21 protein-coding genes and 2 pseudogenes are annotated in these 20,314 nt (G+C 40.0%); 3 read left to right on the top strand and 20 right to left on the bottom strand.

Annotated features, from left to right (window positions below; all coding sequences use genetic code 11):
- Positions 1-142: 142 nt before the first annotated feature.
- Together pgmB and MUG87_RS00840 are read right to left on the bottom strand one after the other, a co-directional pair.
- Complete coding sequence (pgmB, locus tag MUG87_RS00845) at positions 143-817, bottom strand: beta-phosphoglucomutase (RefSeq protein ID WP_247084662.1); 675 nt, start codon at positions 815-817, stop codon at positions 143-145.
- 117 nt (positions 818-934) lie between these two features.
- Positions 935-3,085 (bottom strand): DNA topoisomerase III, encoded by a 2,151-nt coding sequence (locus MUG87_RS00840; RefSeq protein ID WP_247084660.1) that lies wholly within the window; start codon positions 3,083-3,085, stop codon positions 935-937.
- Positions 3,086-3,290: 205 nt separating this feature from the next.
- On the opposite strand from MUG87_RS00840, the gene MUG87_RS00835 reads away from it, so the two are divergent.
- Both MUG87_RS00835 and MUG87_RS19655 read left to right on the top strand, forming a co-directional pair.
- Positions 3,291-3,899, top strand: a complete 609-nt coding sequence (locus tag MUG87_RS00835) for a YczE/YyaS/YitT family protein (RefSeq protein WP_247084658.1) — start codon at positions 3,291-3,293, stop codon at positions 3,897-3,899.
- 92 nt (positions 3,900-3,991) lie between these two features.
- The gene (locus MUG87_RS19655; protein ID WP_368042581.1) at positions 3,992-4,081 is read left to right on the top strand and encodes a CRISPR-associated DxTHG motif protein; all 90 of its coding nucleotides are present in this window, start codon (positions 3,992-3,994) and stop codon (positions 4,079-4,081) included.
- Here MUG87_RS19655 and MUG87_RS00830 read toward each other — a convergent pair.
- A pseudogene (locus tag MUG87_RS00830) lies at positions 4,055-4,612 on the bottom strand (HAD family hydrolase); the annotation flags it as partial. The gene MUG87_RS19655 and the pseudogene MUG87_RS00830 sit on opposite strands and share 27 nt — an antisense overlap.
- A 368-nt stretch (positions 4,613-4,980) precedes the next feature.
- On the opposite strand from MUG87_RS00830, the gene MUG87_RS00825 reads away from it, so the two are divergent.
- On the top strand, positions 4,981-5,382 hold the full coding sequence (locus MUG87_RS00825) for a hypothetical protein (protein ID WP_247084654.1): 402 nt from the start codon (positions 4,981-4,983) through the stop codon (positions 5,380-5,382).
- Between the two features lie 310 nt (positions 5,383-5,692).
- On the opposite strand, the gene MUG87_RS00820 is transcribed toward MUG87_RS00825, so the two are convergent.
- The 17 genes and pseudogenes from MUG87_RS00820 to MUG87_RS00745 form a co-directional block, all read right to left on the bottom strand.
- Positions 5,693-6,199 carry a GNAT family N-acetyltransferase gene (locus MUG87_RS00820; RefSeq protein WP_247084652.1) on the bottom strand — a complete coding sequence of 169 codons (507 nt, stop codon included), beginning with the start codon at positions 6,197-6,199 and terminating at the stop codon, positions 5,693-5,695.
- 103 nt (positions 6,200-6,302) lie between these two features.
- Entirely contained in the window at positions 6,303-8,261 is a 1,959-nt protein-coding gene (locus MUG87_RS00815; RefSeq protein ID WP_247084649.1) for an Ig-like domain-containing protein, read from the bottom strand.
- Positions 8,262-8,512: 251 nt separating this feature from the next.
- A pseudogene (locus tag MUG87_RS00810) lies at positions 8,513-9,095 on the bottom strand (D-serine ammonia-lyase); the annotation flags it as partial.
- 25 nt (positions 9,096-9,120) lie between these two features.
- On the bottom strand, positions 9,121-9,249 hold the full coding sequence (locus MUG87_RS19575) for a hypothetical protein (RefSeq protein WP_281503668.1): 129 nt from the start codon (positions 9,247-9,249) through the stop codon (positions 9,121-9,123).
- 70 nt (positions 9,250-9,319) lie between these two features.
- Complete coding sequence (locus MUG87_RS00805) at positions 9,320-10,300, bottom strand: LLM class flavin-dependent oxidoreductase (RefSeq protein WP_247084647.1); 981 nt, start codon at positions 10,298-10,300, stop codon at positions 9,320-9,322.
- 220 nt (positions 10,301-10,520) lie between these two features.
- Positions 10,521-11,498 (bottom strand): phosphotransferase enzyme family protein, encoded by a 978-nt coding sequence (locus MUG87_RS00800; RefSeq protein WP_247084645.1) that lies wholly within the window; start codon positions 11,496-11,498, stop codon positions 10,521-10,523.
- Positions 11,499-11,562: 64 nt separating this feature from the next.
- Positions 11,563-12,060, bottom strand: a complete 498-nt coding sequence (locus tag MUG87_RS00795; protein ID WP_247084643.1) for a hypothetical protein — start codon at positions 12,058-12,060, stop codon at positions 11,563-11,565.
- 54 nt (positions 12,061-12,114) lie between these two features.
- Entirely contained in the window at positions 12,115-12,471 is a 357-nt protein-coding gene (locus tag MUG87_RS00790) for a hypothetical protein (protein WP_368042580.1), read from the bottom strand.
- 95 nt (positions 12,472-12,566) lie between these two features.
- Positions 12,567-12,806: a hypothetical protein gene (locus tag MUG87_RS00785; protein ID WP_247084639.1), complete on the bottom strand. Its 240-nt coding sequence runs from the start codon at positions 12,804-12,806 to the stop codon at positions 12,567-12,569.
- Positions 12,807-12,908: 102 nt separating this feature from the next.
- Positions 12,909-13,229 (bottom strand): hypothetical protein, encoded by a 321-nt coding sequence (locus MUG87_RS00780; protein WP_247084637.1) that lies wholly within the window; start codon positions 13,227-13,229, stop codon positions 12,909-12,911.
- A 116-nt stretch (positions 13,230-13,345) separates the two neighbouring features.
- Positions 13,346-15,172, bottom strand: coding sequence for an ABC transporter ATP-binding protein (locus MUG87_RS00775; protein ID WP_247084635.1), 1,827 nt, complete (start codon positions 15,170-15,172; stop codon positions 13,346-13,348).
- 16 nt (positions 15,173-15,188) lie between these two features.
- Positions 15,189-16,346 carry a nucleotidyltransferase domain-containing protein gene (locus tag MUG87_RS00770; protein ID WP_247084633.1) on the bottom strand — a complete coding sequence of 386 codons (1,158 nt, stop codon included), beginning with the start codon at positions 16,344-16,346 and terminating at the stop codon, positions 15,189-15,191.
- An 18-nt stretch (positions 16,347-16,364) separates the two neighbouring features.
- The gene (locus MUG87_RS00765; RefSeq protein WP_247084631.1) at positions 16,365-16,817 is read right to left on the bottom strand and encodes a lasso peptide biosynthesis B2 protein; all 453 of its coding nucleotides are present in this window, start codon (positions 16,815-16,817) and stop codon (positions 16,365-16,367) included.
- Between the two features lie 15 nt (positions 16,818-16,832).
- Positions 16,833-17,120, bottom strand: coding sequence for a lasso peptide biosynthesis PqqD family chaperone (locus MUG87_RS00760; protein WP_247084629.1), 288 nt, complete (start codon positions 17,118-17,120; stop codon positions 16,833-16,835).
- A complete protein-coding gene (locus tag MUG87_RS00755) occupies positions 17,117-18,037 on the bottom strand; it encodes a phosphoenolpyruvate carboxykinase (ATP) (protein ID WP_247084627.1) in 921 nt (306 codons plus the stop codon). The genes MUG87_RS00760 and MUG87_RS00755 overlap by 4 nt, the downstream gene beginning before the upstream one ends.
- A 139-nt stretch (positions 18,038-18,176) precedes the next feature.
- The gene (locus tag MUG87_RS00750; RefSeq protein WP_247084625.1) at positions 18,177-18,332 is read right to left on the bottom strand and encodes a paeninodin family lasso peptide; all 156 of its coding nucleotides are present in this window, start codon (positions 18,330-18,332) and stop codon (positions 18,177-18,179) included.
- Between the two features lie 14 nt (positions 18,333-18,346).
- Positions 18,347-20,281, bottom strand: a complete 1,935-nt coding sequence (locus MUG87_RS00745) for an asparagine synthase-related protein (protein ID WP_247084623.1) — start codon at positions 20,279-20,281, stop codon at positions 18,347-18,349.
- Positions 20,282-20,314: the final 33 nt, after the last annotated feature.

Raw genomic sequence — 20,314 nt, 5'->3', positions numbered from 1 at the left:
AATTATATGTAAGAGAGGAAGAAATGTCCATATGTGTGTACAGATATGTTTGCATTCATTGCTATTTATCTGATATTGGTACATATTCTTATGCAAAACAAGCGAGAACATTTCAGTCCTCGCTTGTTTTGCATATGCTGTTTTATTTTGTTTGCTGGAAACGGGCAATAATTTCATCATATCTCAGCTCGCTCGTTCCAGAAACAACATAATCAGCTTTCGCCATAGACTCTGGTGTTCCTACACCAACAGCAAACATACCAGCTGCTTTAATCGCTTCAATACCTGCCTCTGCATCCTCTACTCCAATACAATTTTCATAAGGAACACCTAATGCATCCGCAGCCTTTAAAAATATTTCAGGGTCTGGCTTACCCTTTGCCACTTTTGCCGCGTCTACAATGTAATGAAAATGTTCACCGACACCAAGACGATCAATCACAACAAATGCATTTTTACTAGCCGAGGCCAAGCCTACCTTTAGACCATGCTTGCGAATATCTGCAAGAAGATCTGTGATACCTGGTAAGATATCTGCTTCTGTAATACCTTTAATCAACTCTTTATAATGTTCATTCTTCTTTGTAGCGAGCGCTTCCTTTTCTTCTGCTGTAAAATCATGTTGACGATTGCCAAGCGCTAAAATACGCTCTAATGAATCCATGCGGCTAACGCCTTTTAACTGCTCGTTAAACTCCCGATCAAACGGAATATGTAACTCTTGCCCTAGTTGCTTCCAAGCTAAGTAATGGTGTTCTGCACTATCTGTGATGACACCATCTAAATCAAAAATAAATGCTTGTACTTGCTTTGTCATATTGATTTCCTCACTTTCGGTATCCTACCATTCTATGCTATCACTTTTGTACAAAGATTGGAATGGAAACCTTTCCATAAAAGACAAAAGGGGAAACAGCTAAGACATTAGACTTTTTTATTTTTCAAATATGAATTGGATTTTGTTATCTGTAAACCCGAGCTTAGCATCAAACACTTTATCCCCTTTTTTAAAGCCCTTGATTAAGCTTGTCGGCTCCCCTTTTAGTAGCTTCTTTGCATTTGCCTGTGAGATGGTTTTACCTAGAATTTTTTTAGAAAGCGTAAAATCGCACTTTGTTTTGGTGTAATTCGAACACCCGTAAAATGTGCCCTTATCTACAATTTGTCCCTCGCATTTTTTACACGCCCCAATCGGTGTAAACTCTTTTTTGCCCGGACGCCTTGACTGATATTGTTCTTTATCAATTTGACTAAAGTCCCATGTAGCTGACTGCGTTACTGCATGCTCTACAATCTTAGCAGCCAGCTTTTTCGCTTGCTCCATAAACATTGCCGCATCCGCCTGCCCCTGGCCAATTTCACCGAGGCGCTGCTCCCAGCGTGCTGTCATTTCCGGCGAAGCCAGAATTTGATCCCCAATTGCTTCAACGAGAAGTATGCCTTTCTCTGTTGCAAATACTTGGTTCTTTTGAACTGAAATATAGTTACGATCTTTTAGCATCGTAATAATGCCAGCACGTGTGGCTTCTGTACCAAGTCCTTCTGTTTTATGAAGCACCTTTTCTAGCTGCTCATCCTCTAGTACTTTCCCAGCCGTTTTCATCAGCGTGATAAGTTGACCTTCCGTATAACGCTTAGGTGGCTGCGTTTTTCCTTCTTTGACGGTTGCTTTTTCAACGTAACCTGTTTCACCCTTTTCTAAAAGAGGGAGCAATACGTCTTCCTCTTCTTCCTTTCCTTCTCCATATAATACCCTGCGCCAGCCTTCTTGTATTTGTTGCTTTCCTTTCGAAATAAAGGTTGCACGCTCATCTACGAGGGTAGACACCGTTGTATAATCAAATATAGCAACAGGATAATGAGCTGCAATGAGCCTCTTTGCAACGAGGTCATATATTTTGTATTCATCACTACTTAGCTTTGCCACATTCGGTACCTGTTCCGTTGGAATGATGGCGTAATGATCAGTGACCTTCTTTTCATTTACATAACGCTTATTCGTAAGGATAGAAGCGATTGGAGTTGGAAAATACGACTGATATGTCGTTTGCTGACTGAGCTGCTCCAAAATATGTGGAAACCCTGCCGCTTCACCTTTTGTGACAAAGCTTGAATCAGAGCGCGGATACGACAAATATCCTTTGGTATATAGACTTTGGGCAACATCTAACGTTTTTTTAGGAGAAAACTTGAAAGCACGGTTTGCTGTCGCTTGCAGTGAAGACAGATTGAATAGATACGGAGGTTGAAACTCCTTTCTTTCAATCTCTAACTCCTCTACCCGTGCCGGCTTTCCTTGACAAAACGCAGCAATTTTTGCTGCCATTTCCGCATGATCAATGCGCGTTTCCTGTTCTTTATGCCATTTTCCTTCGTATCGCTTTCCATCTATATTAAACTTAGCAATTACTTCCCAAAACGGCTTTGAGACAAACGCAGCAATCTCCTTTTCTCGCTTCACAACTAAAGCTAACGTTGGCGTTTGCACACGCCCTGCTGAAAACACATCCGAAATGCCATGTTGTTTCATTAAGATTGTATACACACGGGAAGCATTCATTCCAACTAACCAATCCGCACATGCCCGACTGTATGCTTCCTCGTATAAATTGCGTGTTTCTTCCTCAGATCGTAAATTCGCGAACCCTTCCTTCACAGCTTTCTCTGTTAAAGATGAAATCCAGAGCCGTTTCATAGGTTTGCGGACACGTGCTGTTTGAATAATCGTTCGTACAATTAGCTCTCCTTCTCGTCCGGCATCACCAGCATGAATAATCTCCTTTATTTCTGGCCTTTTGAGCAACCCTCGAATGACGTTGAATTGCTTAGCTTTTGATTTTGTGACCTTATAGTGAAATGCTTGCGGAATCATAGGGAGCGTGGTAACGCTCCAGCGTTTCCAGGAAGCATCGTATTCTTCCGGAGCGAGTAGCTCACAAATATGCCCTACCGCCCATGTAAAGTACGCACCGTTTGGAAAATAAGAATTAGGTGACACTTCTATGTAGCCATCACGTTTTTTATAAGTAAACGGAGCCGCTAGCTTCATGGCTTGATCTGGCTTTTCTGCAATTAAAACCTTCATTACAACACCTTCCCTTTGTTTACCCTTCTATTATAACCGTTGTTATCATTGCCCTTCAATCTTGGCATGAAACAGTTGCTGCAAGCTCATACTATAGACTGTCATAAAATTTATGTTGCATTTTGAAAGCACTTTCCGTATGATTTATATAGAATTTCATCAGACGTCTGACATCAAATACATCATATATGTAAGGAGCATATGTATGAAAGAGAGACTTTCTTTTTTTACGCTTGGACTTTTAGTTCTAACCTTGGGTGTAGCACTTATTATTAAATCGAATTTAGGGGCATCTGCATGGGATGCACTTGCAGTTGGAGAATCTAAGATGTTTGGGTTAACAGTCGGAACATGTGTATTTATTAATGGTATTATTCTTATTTTCATCAACGCAGCTCTGTTGAAAAAACGTCCGGAAGTGTTGGCCGCCGCTACCATTTTTGTAATTGGTATGTTAATTGATTTTTGGCTTCTCATTGTTTTAAAAGACTTTTCGCCACAAGCAGCATTGCTGCAATATACATCCTTATTGTCTGGTATTTTAACAATGGGCATCGGTGTTGCTGTTTACTTACAAGCAAAGTTTCCTTCTAGTCCAATGGACACGTTAATGGTTGCTATTCATACGCGTTTTAACTTAAATCTGCGCACTTCTCGTATTATTAGTGAAAGCTTTGCGCTATTACTTGCTTTTTTATTTAAAGGAGCCATCGGCATCGGAACGATTATTGTAACACTCTCTCTCGGCTTCGTTGTACAGTTCTTTTATCCGATGTTTGAACAAATGTTAAAAAAGCGCAGTTTTCAGCAATAGCCCAATTTTCATTGGGCTATGCTTGTTTAAGTTTACATACCAAAAGATGATTACCCATCCTATATAGGCAACAACTGTAAAACATGTTTTAACTGATAGTCACTCATGGATTCAATTCGATGGCTGTAATCCACAAATGGCAGATGTGCCGTTACCGAGTTAGGAACAATTACACAATGTAAACCGGCTGCTCTTGCTGCCATTAACCCGTTTAACGAGTCTTCAAATGCTACGCACTCATGAGCCTGTAAACCAAGCGCTTCGTATGCTTGTATGTATAATGCAGGATCAGGCTTAACGTGTTCTACGTCTTCTTTTGTTTTCAGCACTTCAAAATAGTGAAGAACACCAAGGCGTGTCAAAAATCCTTCAATCCATGCGCGTTTTGAACTCGAAGCAAGTGCTATGCGAAGACCACTTTCTTTTGCTTCCTCTAAGTACTCTACAACACCCGCGCGAAGAGAGGGCTCACCCATTTTCATTCGAAAGATATCGTCCACTTCTTGTAGCAAAACCTCTCTTTCCACAGGCTTCTTTGTACCCTTTTCAATCATTTCATATAACTCAGCGTCATGCGTACCAATTACTTTAGAAAACTGTTCCACGGTTAAATCCATTCCATACGCTTGAAGCGCTTCGCGAAATGCTTCAAACCAAATACTTTCTGTGTCAACCAAAAGGCCGTCAAAATCAAAGATAACACCTTTTATCATCTCTCCACCTCCACCTCTATTTTACCATTATTTTCATACCGCGAATATAAAAATAGCCACCACGAGTCTGTTCGTGTCAAAAGCTGTCTTAAATAAGTGTGTCTACTTTTTCAAGTCATAAAAAAAAGACGCAATTGCATCACATTTCCTCACAAGCTTTTCATTATAACGAATCTCATAAAGTTATCGCAATAGATATAAAAATAGTCGAACTAGAAAAAAATTCTTATTATCTATCTAATATTTCTCTATAGTATTCCATAGAAAAGAGCGCTTATTCGCGCTCTTTTCTACAATCAAGCTTTTATCTCTATTGATCAGCTTGCAATAAGCTGTAACTTATTACATCTCTTCTTGCAGTGTTGCTTTTGACATCTTGTCAGCAGCTCACACAAGAGAATCCACCCCAGGCAGTCATTATAATTGGAGAACATTCCTATAATACAATGGTTGGTTCTTATTGCTGGAAGCATATATGCGCTGACACCGAGGCGCCGGCTGAACTGTTAAAAGGCAAAGCACCTATCATTATAAAGGGCAGCGAACAGATAAAGCTGCAGATTGATTATCAAGCGAAGCCTGATGAAGTCATTCTATCTAAACATGTATCCGGCTACGACTATGAAACAGTTGCAGAAAAATCAGAGTTTCAAGCGCCGATTGAAACAGGCGTATACTATTACGAAGACAGTGTGCGTTGGTTTGATAAAAAGAATGCGGAAATTCCAAAGGGCGATGTCGTGTATGCATTTGTGTTGAAGGTAAGGTAAAGTGTGACTTTTATCACTATAGAAAAAAACATATTTTACGTAAATCAGAATATAACGCTTTTACGGACAAATACAGTGTACAAGAAAGTTCACGGACTTGACTCGCTGATAAGATTTTAACCATCAGAATATCGGGGGGTGCCTATTCTAAGTTACCAAACCCATGAAGCTGCACCCATTTGAATTCCGCATACTTCCTTGTCTTGAAATCACCAGCTACAATATACGTTTCCATTTTCAAAACATAGCAACATATATGTACTCCGTGACGCTTATAAGAGAGTTTATCTACTATCTTATACGGTAATTTTTACTTAGCTATACGTACCAGCCACTTATTCCGCTTAAGCTGGAAATACACTAAACCCTCCCGCATTTCTTCAGCCCTGTCAAATCCCAGCTTTTCCAGTAAGCGAATTGACCTACTGTTACCCGGTTCCACGGTCGCATCTATAGTATGATATCCTAGCTCTGTGAATCCTCTCTGAATCAAAGCTTGTACTGCTTCATTCATGTAGCCGTTACCCCAATAGGCCTTTGCTAAATCAAACCCGATTTCAGCAGTAATGTGTTTATGCGTACTTTGGCGCAAATAGTGAAAACCGCACGTACCAATAAATACACCTATTTGGTTGTATATACCATATCGGCATCCACTGTCCATCATATGAAACCGGATGATTTCCCTAGCTGTCTCGATATCTTTGCACGGCTCAATATCCATAAATTCTGTCACTGCCGGATCTGCAAAGTGTTGCCATACATCGGCTGCATCCTCCAAAGTTAACAGACGTAACCATAATCTGTTTGTCTTCATCACAATTTCCCCTTAGTACACGTATTTTATGTAAGTTTCATCAAACTACACAATATCAGTGTAACGCAAAAATTCAGTCACACTGACTAATTTTTACTTGTATTTAATGATTTGCAATCACAATCGGCACGTTCGACAACGTTACCACTCGATTGTTTTTACCCCGCTCTCGAATTGTTAGGGTATGATTACCATTACTGAATTTTTTCGTATCCAATACAAATCGGTAGCCGGCATTTAAGTTGTTGTACTGCGGATATACTTGCTGTACGTCAAATCTTGGCTGGCCGTATACCGCGTTTCCTACCATAGCACCGTCTATTAACACTTCAACTCTTCCTACACCTGCCCGATCTAAAAACCAACCGGACACTGTGTAGTTACCGCTGATTGTTTCTTTTGCATCAGGCGCATCAATATAACTGTGTGTGTTTGTTACCGTGACAGGAGCAGCAGGAAGTGTTGTGACGCGACCTGTTTTACTTGTTTCTCGTACGGCGATGTTATGCTTGCCTTCTTTTAAAGTCATTGTATTGAGTTCATAGACGTAGCCAGCATTTCCATTTTTGGATTGTGGATATGCCCGCAATACATCTGGTCTTTCCTGCCCGTACACAGCTTGGCCAACCGCAGCACCGTCTACTAATACTTCAACCTTCGCGACACCGCTCTCATCCAAGAACCAGCCGCCGATTTTATGAATACCGCTTATTGTCATATTAGAAACTGGATTATCGAGAACACCTTTAACATTCGCAACTGTAATCGTTCGTTCTGGTAATGTTACTGTTTCCCCGTTTTTACCGACCCCTCTAATCGTTACCTTATGAACCCCCTCAGAAATTGTTTTTGTGTCTAATGCATAATGATAGCCAGCATTTCCGGTTTTATATTGAGGATACGCACGTTGTACATCAGGTCGCGCATCTCCGTACACAGCTTGGCCGACCACAGCTCCATCCACTAATACTTCAACTCTGGCAACACCACTTGCATCTAAGAACCAGCCCACGATGTTGTGAATACCGCTAAGCTGCATATTCGGTGTAGGTGTGTCCATCATCGCAATGGCATTGGATACTGTGACGGTAGAACCTGACAATGTAACCGTCTTACCATTTTTCCCCGTACCTCTTACGGTAATCGTATGCACACCGTTACTCAAACGATTTGTATCAAGAGAATACTGAAAGCCTGCATATCCATTGTTATACTCAGGATATGCACGTTGCACATCCGGACGGGCGTTTCCATATGTAGCTTGTCCCATCACTTGACCATCTACCAGTACTTCCACCTTTGACACGCCGCTTTCATCTAAGAACCAACCGGAGACATTGTGAACGCCACTTAAGCTGCTTCCTTGCGCTGGACTGTCCATCATGATTTTAGACGAACCAAAAGTAACTGCTTGTCTACCAAACTGTTCCCAGCCACGAATAAATGCGGCTTTTGATACGCGACGATTTTTCACATTTGCAAGTGGGTCATTAAAATATACATATGTACTATCATATCCCGTTAGCAATACACTGTGCTCGCGGAACGTCATTGTAAGCGGTCCGGTCGGCGTTTGAATGGTTTGCCACTCGTTCCAAGGTACGGTGTCAAAAATACTTGTCGAAATTACCCAGACCGGTTTACCTCGATCTAACTGCTTTGTTACTTCCTTAAATGATTGACCTGTTATGTCGATTGCATTGGTATACTTATTCGCTAACGCATAGATAGGGCCGTGATAAACTGCATAACCGATAGAACGCCCTGTAATATCTCCAACGAATCCAGTATTAGGATTTCCCCAATAAATTGTATTTCCCACTTTTCGATACGGTGTAAGATCTTTTGCGACTTCATGTGCCAATGTCATTTTCCCAACAGGTACACCACCGTATTGTAGCATCATGGCTAAACTCGTAACTTCGCATCCGTTATTGAGTTCCGGCTTTTGAGAAATCAATGGCGCATTTAAAAGCGTACCGTTAGCCTGTGTAGACGATGAAAATACTGTGGTAAACATCCCCACTGCTCCGAGCAACAAAGTCGCTGCTTTTATTTTCATTTTATACCCTCCCCTGATGATAAACATACCCCTAGAACTATTATAATCTAACAATATTTTTCATACATTACTAAATCAAGATAATTCTAGATTAGAGGTTTCTTTTCCTTTATTATAATACGTCTGCATCTCTTCCTGCCGTACCATACTTCCCCCTGTAGCCCAAACGATGTGTGTTTCCTGATCTGATCATTGGGAACGTGTATAGGTCCAAGCATGCCCGCCAGAGCAGACGGTTCCAAGTAAATTGATTCATATTCAATGACTGTTACACCTTTTTGACGAAGTAACTTTTTCTTCCATGCTTTGGCATCGACTGACATATGTACCGTTACATGAAAACCAAGCATTGCTCCCATTATGCCGATGCTGAGTCCTAAATTCCCCGTAGAGCCGACTGCGATGCGGTATTGTGAGAAAAATGTACGAAACACTTCGCTATCTAGACGAGAATAGCAATCTTCCAATGCCAACCTCCCTTGCCTTACTGCCAATTGCTCTGCATGCTTCAGCACCTCATAAATACCGCCCCTTGCTTTAATCGACCCGGAAATTGGTAAAGTGGCTATCACATTTTAATAATAACTTCCCTTTTACTTGCAGGTGCTTCTGCATAGTTGGTATTGCAATGAGAGGTGATTCAATAACACCATTGGTTTGCGGAAATACCTTCGCAATATATGGCTCAAATCTGCGTAAACGCTCTTCCACTGCTTTCACATTTTCCGCTGTAATACGTGCGTTGTGAATTGCGGTCGCAAACAGCAGGAGGTATGGGTTACGCCATTGCACCTCCTCTGTTTCTTTTATTCTTGCAAGCAATTCCGCTGTCATAGCATCCCCCCTATCTCACAATCTATTACTCTTGCTTTTGCGGCATTTTATATTCTGCTGGAAAATCATCAGGTGATACACCGAACCAATCAAACACGCGTATTACCGCTAAAGCAAGTAGTGCTAGCAAAATTAATTTGTAACGAACTTTCATGTGTACTTCCTCCGCTGTCTTTCTTGCTCTCTAGTATATCAAAGAAAAAAACCCTCCGGTGAGAGAGTTTTTACCTGCTTACAATTTCAGCTAACATTTCATAAGAATGTAACCGGTCATCGTGATGAAAAATGTGCGCGCTCGCAATCACTTCATCTGCACCGGTCATGTTCACAAAGTCTTCAAGCTTTGCTTTTACAGTTTCACGACTGCCAACAATTGCTGAACCAAATTGACGTTCAAGCGCTGCCTTTTCATATTCGCTCCACAAGTAATCCATGTTTTCTACTGGTGGCTGCAGCGGTGCTGTACGGCCACGAATGAGATTGAGGAATTGTTGCTGCTGCGATGTTGCAAGATAGCGCGCTTTTTCATCCGTTTCTGCCACAATCACATTGGCACCTACCATGACGTATGGTTTATCCAATACTGGTGATGGTGTAAACGTACTGCGATACGCTTCAATAGCAGGAAGTGTATAGTCAGGAGAAAAATGACTGGCAAATGCAAATGGTAAGCCCAGTTGTCCCGCTAAACGTGCACTGAATCCACTTGAGCCCAGAAGCCATATCGGTACATCTAGTCCTTCACCTGGCACTGCTCGAACATTTTCTACATCGCCGGCGAAGTACGCACGTAATTCTTCTAGTTGCTCCGGAAAGTCGTCAGCATTTCGTAAATCACGGCGCAGCGCGCGTGCTGTAAGCTGATCTGTTCCCGGTGCGCGTCCAAGTCCAAGATCAATACGACCTGGGTACATAGAAGCCAGTGTACCAAATTGCTCAGCGATGACTAGTGGTGCATGATTAGGAAGCATGATACCGCCTGAGCCGACACGAATGCGAGATGTGCCGCCTGCCACATAACCAATTACAACAGAGGTAGCTGAACTCGCAACACCAGCCATATTATGATGTTCCGCCAGCCAGTACCTGTTATATCCCCATTTTTCCGCATGCTGCGCCAAATCCAGTGTATTACGAAACGAGTCTGTCGCCGTACCTCCTTGGACAATGGGTGCTAGATCTAATACAGATATTTTTATATTCATTAACACACCTTCTTTGTATCAAATTCCATGTAAGAAAGATTCTTACAAAACATTTCATTATGTGTAATAATGAAGCCTATTATATAGTCATACCCTTCTATTCGTCTAATCATTTGCTTAGAAGCTCCATAAGTTTACTTAACGAGAAATGACTTTTTTCCTTTTTGGTAGCTCTTCTCATCCTGCAAAAAAGGATTCCATGACATATGGAACCTCTTTCTTAATAACGACGTATTTGACTAACATCGATTTGTACACAAGGTTTTTTTGCACGAATTTCTTCCTTCATGCTTGCTAAAAAACGCTTCTCCCCCTCGGACATATTGTGACCACGCTTACCAATGAGATATACATAAATACATAAGTCGCGTAAACGGATAAATATAGGAAGTTTTTCGATCCAATGAAAATCTAAGTGATACTCACTATAATAGCCTTCTAAAAAATCGTTTAAAAATTCCTCTACTGTATATACAGAATCTGTATCAGCAACAAACCATGAGGCTGCACGCACTGCATTGCCAATATCATAGGCAAACCAATGATACTGACACTCATCAAAATCAAATGGATGAATTGTACCATGATGAATGAAGAAGTTGCCGTCCTCAAAATCAGAGTGAATAATACCATAGACGCTCTCATCCTTCGGTAAAGCCTCTAGATCACGGATGAGCTGCCGCTGCACTTCAATCAAATCAGGCTCACCGTACGTATGAATCGCTGTAATATTATATTCATTCTGCCACATTGGACGCTTGGTTGTATAATCGAACAAGACTGCTGCTTTATGCATAGCACCCGTTGTTCTACCCCATTCTATAAAAAAGTCGCGCTTCCAATCATGAATATTTGGATGCCGCCCGGGCGCCTTTTCAAACACCGTCACAAAAAACTGCCCTTCTTTTGTAGGAATCTCCTCTATCACGTTACTATGTACAGAGAGAACAGGGCGTGAAGCTGGCACACCTTGTGAAATTAAGTGTGCAATCCATTCCATTTCACCTTCAATCTCTATTGCGGAACGATGGGAGCTATGTGTGATACGTAATATCATCTCTTGTCCTTGACAAATACAACTATAAATAAAGCTTTCAGATGTACTGACCTTTTCTAGTGAATTCCGTTCTATCTGAAACCGTTCAGCAGCTGTAAATAACAAATCTTCGTTAAATAAATCGTAAATAAATGCTTCCATTTCTCCCATCCTCTATTCCATTTTATATAACAGCATATACCTGCAGCATGCTGAACCTTTTCTATTATCTCTTACGCATTTGATAAAAAATAGCTCCTGCTAAAATGACCATGACACTACATAGGATCCAAAAGCTAAATAGCGTGACGTGCAACCACATGGCATTACCTTTTTCATATATCGAGTTTGCCTGAGTATGTGATTTCTTGGTAATTGAATGAACTGTACGATCTTTTACGTAGGTCTGGATATCTGACCTTGCTTGCCCTGTAAACGTGTCTGTCACTATCGCATACCATGCATTAGACTTCAAATTATTCCATGTTGCCCTTGCAATACCGCCGCTATTTACACGTTCTACTTTGCCAATTACATTGTCTGTATAGACATTTACTGCAAAATAATCTGTCGCGACTTGTTTTTTCTGCGGCGTTAAATCTAAGTTCATCACAAACTCATCTTTTGCAGGATACACATTTGTATCATAAAAATTATAGTCGTTTAGGTATGGTGAATACGTATTTACAATAATACGATTTCGTATCGTATCAAAATGCAACAAGCGCATATCCCCCTGTCCGCCCTCAGGGCCAGCTTGATAGTCGGCAAGTAATTGCTATACTTTCCGATCTGCTTTTCCATCTCCATCATCATCTATTTCATCAATAAGCTGCTGACTTTCATGATAATGACCAGAGAGTACCGCAAACACATTAGGATGTTTTAACATGATCTCTTGATACAATTTCTCTCCGAGAGGGTGTCTTGTTCCTGTCGCAAGCATATACTCATGAAAATGTAAAATTGCCTTTCGATCAGGGTGCGCAGCAAGTACCTCACTTATCCATGCAATACCATCGGCATCCATACTCCAACCTAGATATACCATGATATCATCATTGCCGCCTACTGAAATCAAATCATAATGACCGCGGTTATTTTTATACGTTCCCCCGTAATAAGACTTACTTATGTAAAATCAGAGGCTACAGCTTCTGCAGGGATGTCCGCTTGATATACAGAGTCTGTTCTTTGCATAGAAAATCTGTATCGATGTCCCTTCACTCTTTACATATAAAACAGCACGTGTAATGTCGCGCGCACTTGTCCTTTTAGCCGCATAACCTGATAAGCATTTGTAGAAAGTACCGGTGTATGTGCCACAGCCGGAGCCAGTGTATCTACAGCTATAGGAACTTGCTCCATTACAGATACATGGGATGTTTGCTTTACTACAAGGCCAAGTATGCCCCAACAACATAACATAAAAATACCTACATATAAAAGTCTCGATGTTTGATGCTTCATATGGTTCTCCTCTATGAGACAATTTTTATGAAATTTAAATTTATTATATCGTATGAAGATTCAGATAAAAAAGCTTCACTGCATGCAGCGAAGCTCATGTTCCTATTTCTTTTTTCCCCATAGCCATTCGTACCATTTACAAAACCATTCCCAGTCCCAGTTACAATACCAATCTCTCCAAATATCAATGGAATCCTTGTAATCGTCATAGCAATCATACCTGTATGTATAATGACTGTTTCCTTTTGAAGAAGAGTAATAGTTTGTTTGTTTACTAGTGTCGTAATACGTTTTCACCTGATATACGTATGTTTGATATGTGTTTTTTTGTTGATAATTATATCCTGATGCAAGGGCAGAGGTAGGAAAAGTAAATGCACTTATAAACATAAATAGAACCAGCATTTTTTTTACTACTTTCATGATCTCACCTCCTTTCCGCGTCTACACCAGGGATGATTGTAACTTTATATATAAATACAAAGACGGTAATACCGCTTGTAATGTGATGAAAATTCACATTACAAATAAGCTATAGTTTAACGATATTGTAAAACTCCAGCCACTTTTTGTTCAGTCGGCAACGTTACTTGATTACCTAACAGCTTATGAAATAAACCTTTGTCGTTTTTTGCAAGATCGGTAAAGCTTCCTGCTTGTACTACTTCTCCTTTATCAATTACAACAACCTGATCTGCATTTGCAATCGTAGATAAACGATGTGCGATTACAATGATCGTCATCTGCCCTTTTAAACGCTCGAGTGCTTGTTGAATGTGTCTCTCATTTTCCGTATCTAGAGCACTTGTGGCTTCGTCAAGCACTAAAATAGTTGGTTTTCGTAAAATAGCACGTGCTAAAACAAGACGTTGGCGCTCTCCCCCCGATAACCGAACACCCCTATCACCGATAACTGTATCCAACCCTTGTTGTAATTGTTTAACAAATACAGCCGATGCGAACTCTAAAGCATCCCATAGCTCTTTCTCGGTAGCATCTGGCCTTACAATCAATAAATTCTCTCGTATACTTGCATTAAATAAAAACGGATCTTGCGCCACATAACTCATTTCTTTTCGTAAAGCTGGTAGTTCTTGCTGTGTTAAAGGCTTGCTATCAACATACACGTTTCCAACATCCGGCTGCATCAATCCCATAATCAAATCAATAAGCGTACTTTTTCCTGCCCCCGAACGACCAGCTATGGCTGTCATGCTGTTTACAGGAATATGTAAATTTATGTTTTGTAACGCATACGTATTCCCTTCATTTTTATATTGAAAGGAAAGATTTTTACATGTAAGCCCCTCTTGTATTTGCAAAGGAACTACTTCTTCCTGATTGGCAAGATTCAATTCACGTAATTTTTCGCATTGTTGTTGAAGTTGAAACAGCGACTGAAAAACTGGAATAGTTGCTCCAACCTGCTCTAAGTTAGACTGAAGACCAGTAAACCTTGGCCATAACCTCGAAAAGATTAATACAATAAGGAGTAGCTGTGCTGGTTGCGACTGAAACATTTGAATAGAAACGTAGATGAGGAGTGCGACCAGTATAGTCGATACGACTTTATAAAACAGTTGTGAGCTATTGCTCAACCTTGCGTAAGCCAATTGCTCTTTTTGCACAGTTTCACACCATGTTTGTAGCCATGTATAGCGCGAGCATTCTAACGCATTGCTTTTAATATCTTTTACACCATTAAAGTGATCCGTTATGCCACTGAGATAATCTTTTGCAATATCAGTCGATTTACTACCAAGTGATTGTGAACGCTTAATAAAACGTCTAGAAAAATAGCTTAGTAGTAACCCCGATACAAGTACGAATAACGTAATACTAGGTGACAAGCAAAATGCAATGCCGATTTGGATACAGGTAAATAAAAAAGAAGTCAGTAGTTGTAAACATAAGTTTATACCATTTACAAAACGGCCAAATTCACTCGTTAGCAGATTAATTAAATCTGATTTTCGTTTTTTCACAAAAAAGCTCCATTCTACTTCTAACAGCGAACGGTAGATTTTTAAGCGTATAGAATTTGTGAATTTTATTAAAATCTGCATATTTCTCACATTCAATTTTTGCTGGATGATGGTTTGAAACAAAATTAAAATTACATATATCAGTAAAACAACAGGAAGTGCCCATGTTTCCGGTACTTTATTAACAAATGCAAAAAAGTTTTCTAACCAAGAAGCACCTGCCATTTCTCCCACAATCCCACTTGCCTGAATCATTGGAATTAACAATAAAATACCAGCACCTTCAAGTAAACTGATCAACACCATCGCTATCATATTTATATATAAAACTTTTCCCGAGAACATATGCAATTCTCTCATATAATATCGCAGTTCTTTCATGTATTTACCCCCTTTCCTATCGCACAATTTTCTTCCACGCCCAAATGGCCGGACGTAAGGGGAAATACAAAAAGTGCAATGATTTTGGAAGTGGCAATGTCTTCGCATCTTCTGGATATGGATACAAAAAGCTTATTAAGAACATCGTCTTTTGCATAGGAGACATTAGAGAAACCAAATGCTTTTTATGGTACACAGATACATCATGGGGCAATGGCTCTGTATGTAAATTAATCATGCTCTCTAAATAAAAAACAGCTTCCTGCGCCAAGCGCTCAGGATGTTTTCCTTTTAGCAGTGTGACCATATTTGTTGAAAGACTTGTTTTTAATAAAGAAGAGCCGAGTATGAGCGCTTGCCCCCCCACTCGTAAGTACCCATGTGCTTGCAAGGTGCGACTGACCTTTTTCCAATCTACATCCTGCTTTACAAATTGATGAATGTCCAGAAGCCAGCGCAATCTCGACCAACCATGACGAGCACCGTGTGCAACCAAAAAAAAGAATAGATCTTCTTGCCCTAAAAATGCAACATCTTCATTACCAAAACGACGCGTTCGTCTTCTTTGCCATAAATCCTGAAAACGAGGCTCTATAGCGGGGCCCGGATTTAAACGCCAGTGTACCTCAAACTTAATTCCCTTTACAGGATGAAAGTACGTAACGTGATGATGTCGCCATTTCCAATCTCCAAGTACAGTTTCAATATAGTCATCCTTTTCATATCCCTGTTCTATTAACAGTTCTTCTACCCGCTGCAAATCTGCTAATGGGACCAGTACATCTAAATCACAAGACGTTCGTAAAGATAGGTCTCTATACAGTTCCATAGCTAGTATAGGGCCTTTTAAAAACAGAGACCGGATTCCTCTGTCTGCAAGTAAACGACTCATGTATTGCATCTCCGCGCTCAAATGCAACATTTGAAAGGTATTATTTTTAAAATCTTGGTGCAACGCTTGTAAAATAGAAGCGTCTATTGGCAAATTCAACTTCTGCAACCGTCTGTATAACATAGGAAACACTCGATGATGCATTGCTAACTCTAAGAATGTATTCCAATTTATGTGTTGCAAATTTATTTCATCTACATTTCCCTCATCTTGCAGCAATATGAGTAATAGTCTTAACTCTGTTGGAACACAATTCAAGTTTAACGTATAACCTACTTGCATGCTAATCTCCCTTTATACTTAGCCCAGTTTGCGGGCAAATTTCCCTACTACACTAAATCGATGCATTTCCTCTGCTCCGGTTATATAAAACGGCCCACTTCGCAACCAGGCATGTGCAATCATCTGCCCATTCTCATCTCGCGCCGTTCCTAAATACAAGGTACTCTCAATCCCCCGCCTTTCTAGCATTTTCATTGCCGCGATGGCCCTAACTAGGCACATACTTTCCCAATATGTATGCAAACTCATAGCATGTACGGCATCTGAAATATCTTGCAGTATAATCAAGTTCGTATGACTGGCATCCGTTGATGTTTCATTCATTTGTTCGCCTAGTAATGGCACTACTTTTGCAAACGGTAGCGCTTTTAAAATGCGCGCCCAAGCCAGATAAACAAATGCCTCTCCTAATAATAAACATGTTTTAGGATGTAGTGAACAAAGCGTCTTTAGCTTCTTATAAAAATTCATAACACTCACAACCTACTACCCTACAAGTTTAACTAAATTCTCTTGCTCTAACATAGATAGAAATGAGATTACATGTGCTTCACAAATATTTCGTTCAACATCGTATTCTCTTACTAATTTTTCAACGAGTTCAGCAATACAAATAGGTTCTACAAGCAAATCCCATATCACACCGCCCATTTCCCCCAAATTATAGTATTTACCGTTCTCAATGCTGAGCATCACTTTTTCTCCGCCCATATCACTTACTAAATTTCCTTGTACTTGGACAACTGTTTGCTGTATATTCAATGTTTGATTCATACTTCTTCATACTCCTTTTTTACTGCATTTATAATAATAGCTACAAGTTCTTCTGCGCAAAATCGGGAGGTTGGGCGATGCAGCTGATACACATCAATTTTATTAACGATACTCGCAGACATTTGAAAATGCCATTCCATCAGCCCTAAACGCGGAAGCAAAAAGTTTCGATACGTATGACTAGATAAAAGCTGTAGGCCTTCAAGCGTATTCATTGCACGAAAATGTATCTCTTCATTATCTATTTTATCTAATTCAAAAATCCCTGCTAAAGGTACTTGATCTAGAACATATGAAGAAACTGGTACACTATACTTATCTTCTCGACCATATATGGATGTGTATTGCTTAGAATCCATTTTCAAGCTTCGCAAGCTATCTTGCCATAATTTTTGTTGTGGATATGAAGGTGTGACGAACGGCACATTTCCTAATAGAGATATAGCGATAACATCGTCACTTAAAAGTTGGTATCCTCGCTGTAATAAAGTAGAGGCAAGCGTCGATTTTCCGGCACCAGACTCGCCAATAAAAGCGTAAGCCTTCCCCTCTATTACAACTGCGCTACCATGAAGTGGTAATATGCGTCTTTGCATTAAGATAGCTCCCATGCATGTCCCTAACACATATAAACGCAATAACCCTTCGTCAGCATCTTCAACAGGGGAAATCATAATCTTCTGTCCTGCAGCTACAAGAAAACTCCCTACATCAGGGATGTAAAACCTTACTGTATTATGCTCTACAAAGTGATAATAGGGTGTTTCAATTAGCATTGAATCTACCTTACTATCTTCAATTATAACACTAATATCAGGGGTAGCAGAATTTGCTGTTACTAGTTCTGGTAAAGCGATTTCACTTGTAATAACAAAACCAAATGCTTTATATGAAAAAGTTTGTTGAGCTGTAATCATGAACCTTCACTCCAATACTATCTTTAAGAAAAAACCCCTATACAGTATTCACAGCATAAGGGTTTTTGACACGCATTCTACAATAAATGTAATTGACCAAACTCAGTCTGGCACAATAGTCTTTCTATGTACCATACTATCAGCTTGTAAACCTTTTCCATGTACCTGGATTGTTTGGATCAACGGGTTTGCCTGGTACATAAGCCTCATCTGTATACGGACCGTAAACTGTAGAAGCCATTGTCATGTTTACATCTAAAACTTCTAGTGTAGGTTGTTGCCATACCTTTTTCATATTCTCACCCCCTTTCAAGAAAACTGTTTCAGAAATCGATAAGTAATTACACTGCGCATCAGATTTTTATGGTTAAAGTCAATCGCATGTTCAGCCTTTGGTCCCTGTTTTGCAATATCTAAGCCCAACCGAAGTGCTTCTGGATTGACAAATGCTAAAAGATCTATATCTTTTTTCATTTCTCTTACCTCATCCATAAATCTCTCCCAATGGGGTGTCATACGATACACCCAGTCAGCTCCCTGTACACCGTATATATGTTGATTCAGTCGTACTTTATCAGGAAGAATATCTTCTGCCGCTCTACGAATAAGAGCTCGATCTAATCCATCCTGCACATATTGCTCTTCTGGAATTGATAGGCAGAAGCGTATGACACGAAGATCATTACTCGGATCACGTTTCCACACTCCGAATTGTAATGAAAGTTTAGTAGAGATCGTGTTACTTGCATTCCAATGAAACAATTCTTTAAAATGCGAATTTCTCTGTTCAAATGGATCTGACATGGAAAACCATCCTGAAGAATTCATACCGTATCCTTGCAACTTCTCATAAACACGGGTACGATGGGCGAATTCAGGGTGAATTAAACCAGGTTGTGCAGCCTCTACTGCATTGTGTCTTTCAAGAACAGGAAAAGCTTGGCGAGCAATGTAAGGTATTCTTCGTAACCGCATCCCCCCTGTACGCTTACTGTATTGGTCTAACTCTCGATATAACCTTAGCCACCTTAATCTCTTTAAAAGTAACGCATAGTAATCGGTAGCGGACCCCCAAGATATAGATAGATTGCCTCGACCACCATTTAGTAATACACCTGCACCATGAATACTAGCCTGTTCAAACATTCCTTTCATCCAAAAAGAGTTCTCAAAGAACTTATACGGCATTTCCATCGCAGTCAAAAAAGCATCAATTTCGGTATACGAATCTCTTCCCTTAAAGTCTAAATAATGATCTTTTATATTACCCACAAATTGAACGGTTTCCTTCATGTATTCCTGTTCGTTTGGCATTAAATAATGTGGTGTAAAATCAGGAAAATCACTTGTTGGTATATAGCTGAAGGCATGTAGCTGTTTATTTTGAGCACGCAACCCTTTGGCTGCGAATCCAACAATGGATCCGGAATCCAATCCTCCGCTCAACTGTGCACTTACTTCTTTATATGTGCGCATTCGTGAATTTACAGCTTCTTGGAATATGTCTCTAAATGCTTCTATGTATTCTTCATTTGATTTAAATTTAATAGATGTGTTCCGCTCTAACGTACAATACCTAGAGAATGAAACTTTTCCATTTTTAACTTTTATGCTATGTGAAGGTGGTACTTGTTGAATTCCAAGATACGGTGTAATAAACGAGTCTGCTACATCTACCATTCCTACGATTGCTAAAAATTCAGCGAGCCATTGTTCATTTAGTTTTTTTTCTATGTAAGGTAAACTGAATAACGGCTCAATGACGGTACAAAACGAAAATCGTTTTTCGTCATGATGAAAATATAATGTTCGTCCTCCTGAGAAATCTCTTGCTCCAAACAACTCTTGCGTTTTTTCATTCCAAATCATAAACGCAAAGTCACCTATTAAATAAGCGGGTAATTCTTCACCCCACTTTTCGTACGCCAATAAAATTAATTCACTGTCAGACATCAATTTCCTACGTTCGTAAGATACACCTATTCGATCAAATAATTCTTGTCTATTATCAATAATAGCATCAGCAGTAATAGCTAGCTTGCGCCTATAATCATAATACGGCAAACGCTCTCCTCTTGATTCAGGTGTAATCCACTGCGCATGGCACCCTAAAAATATATGATTTTGCACCCAAACGTCTACTTGATCAGCAGGGTAACATTGAAGACTACTCATCATCCTCTTACAGTTATCTATAGCGACTGGTTCATTTGTAGTTTGATATATGCCCGCTATCGCACTCATGTTACCCTCCTGATATACAATAAATTTAACACC

The sequence above is a fragment of the Ectobacillus sp. JY-23 genome, from assembly GCF_023022965.1.
Classification (GTDB): domain Bacteria; phylum Bacillota; class Bacilli; order Bacillales; family Bacillaceae_G; genus Ectobacillus.
This window is presented reverse-complemented; position numbering and strand designations above follow the sequence as displayed.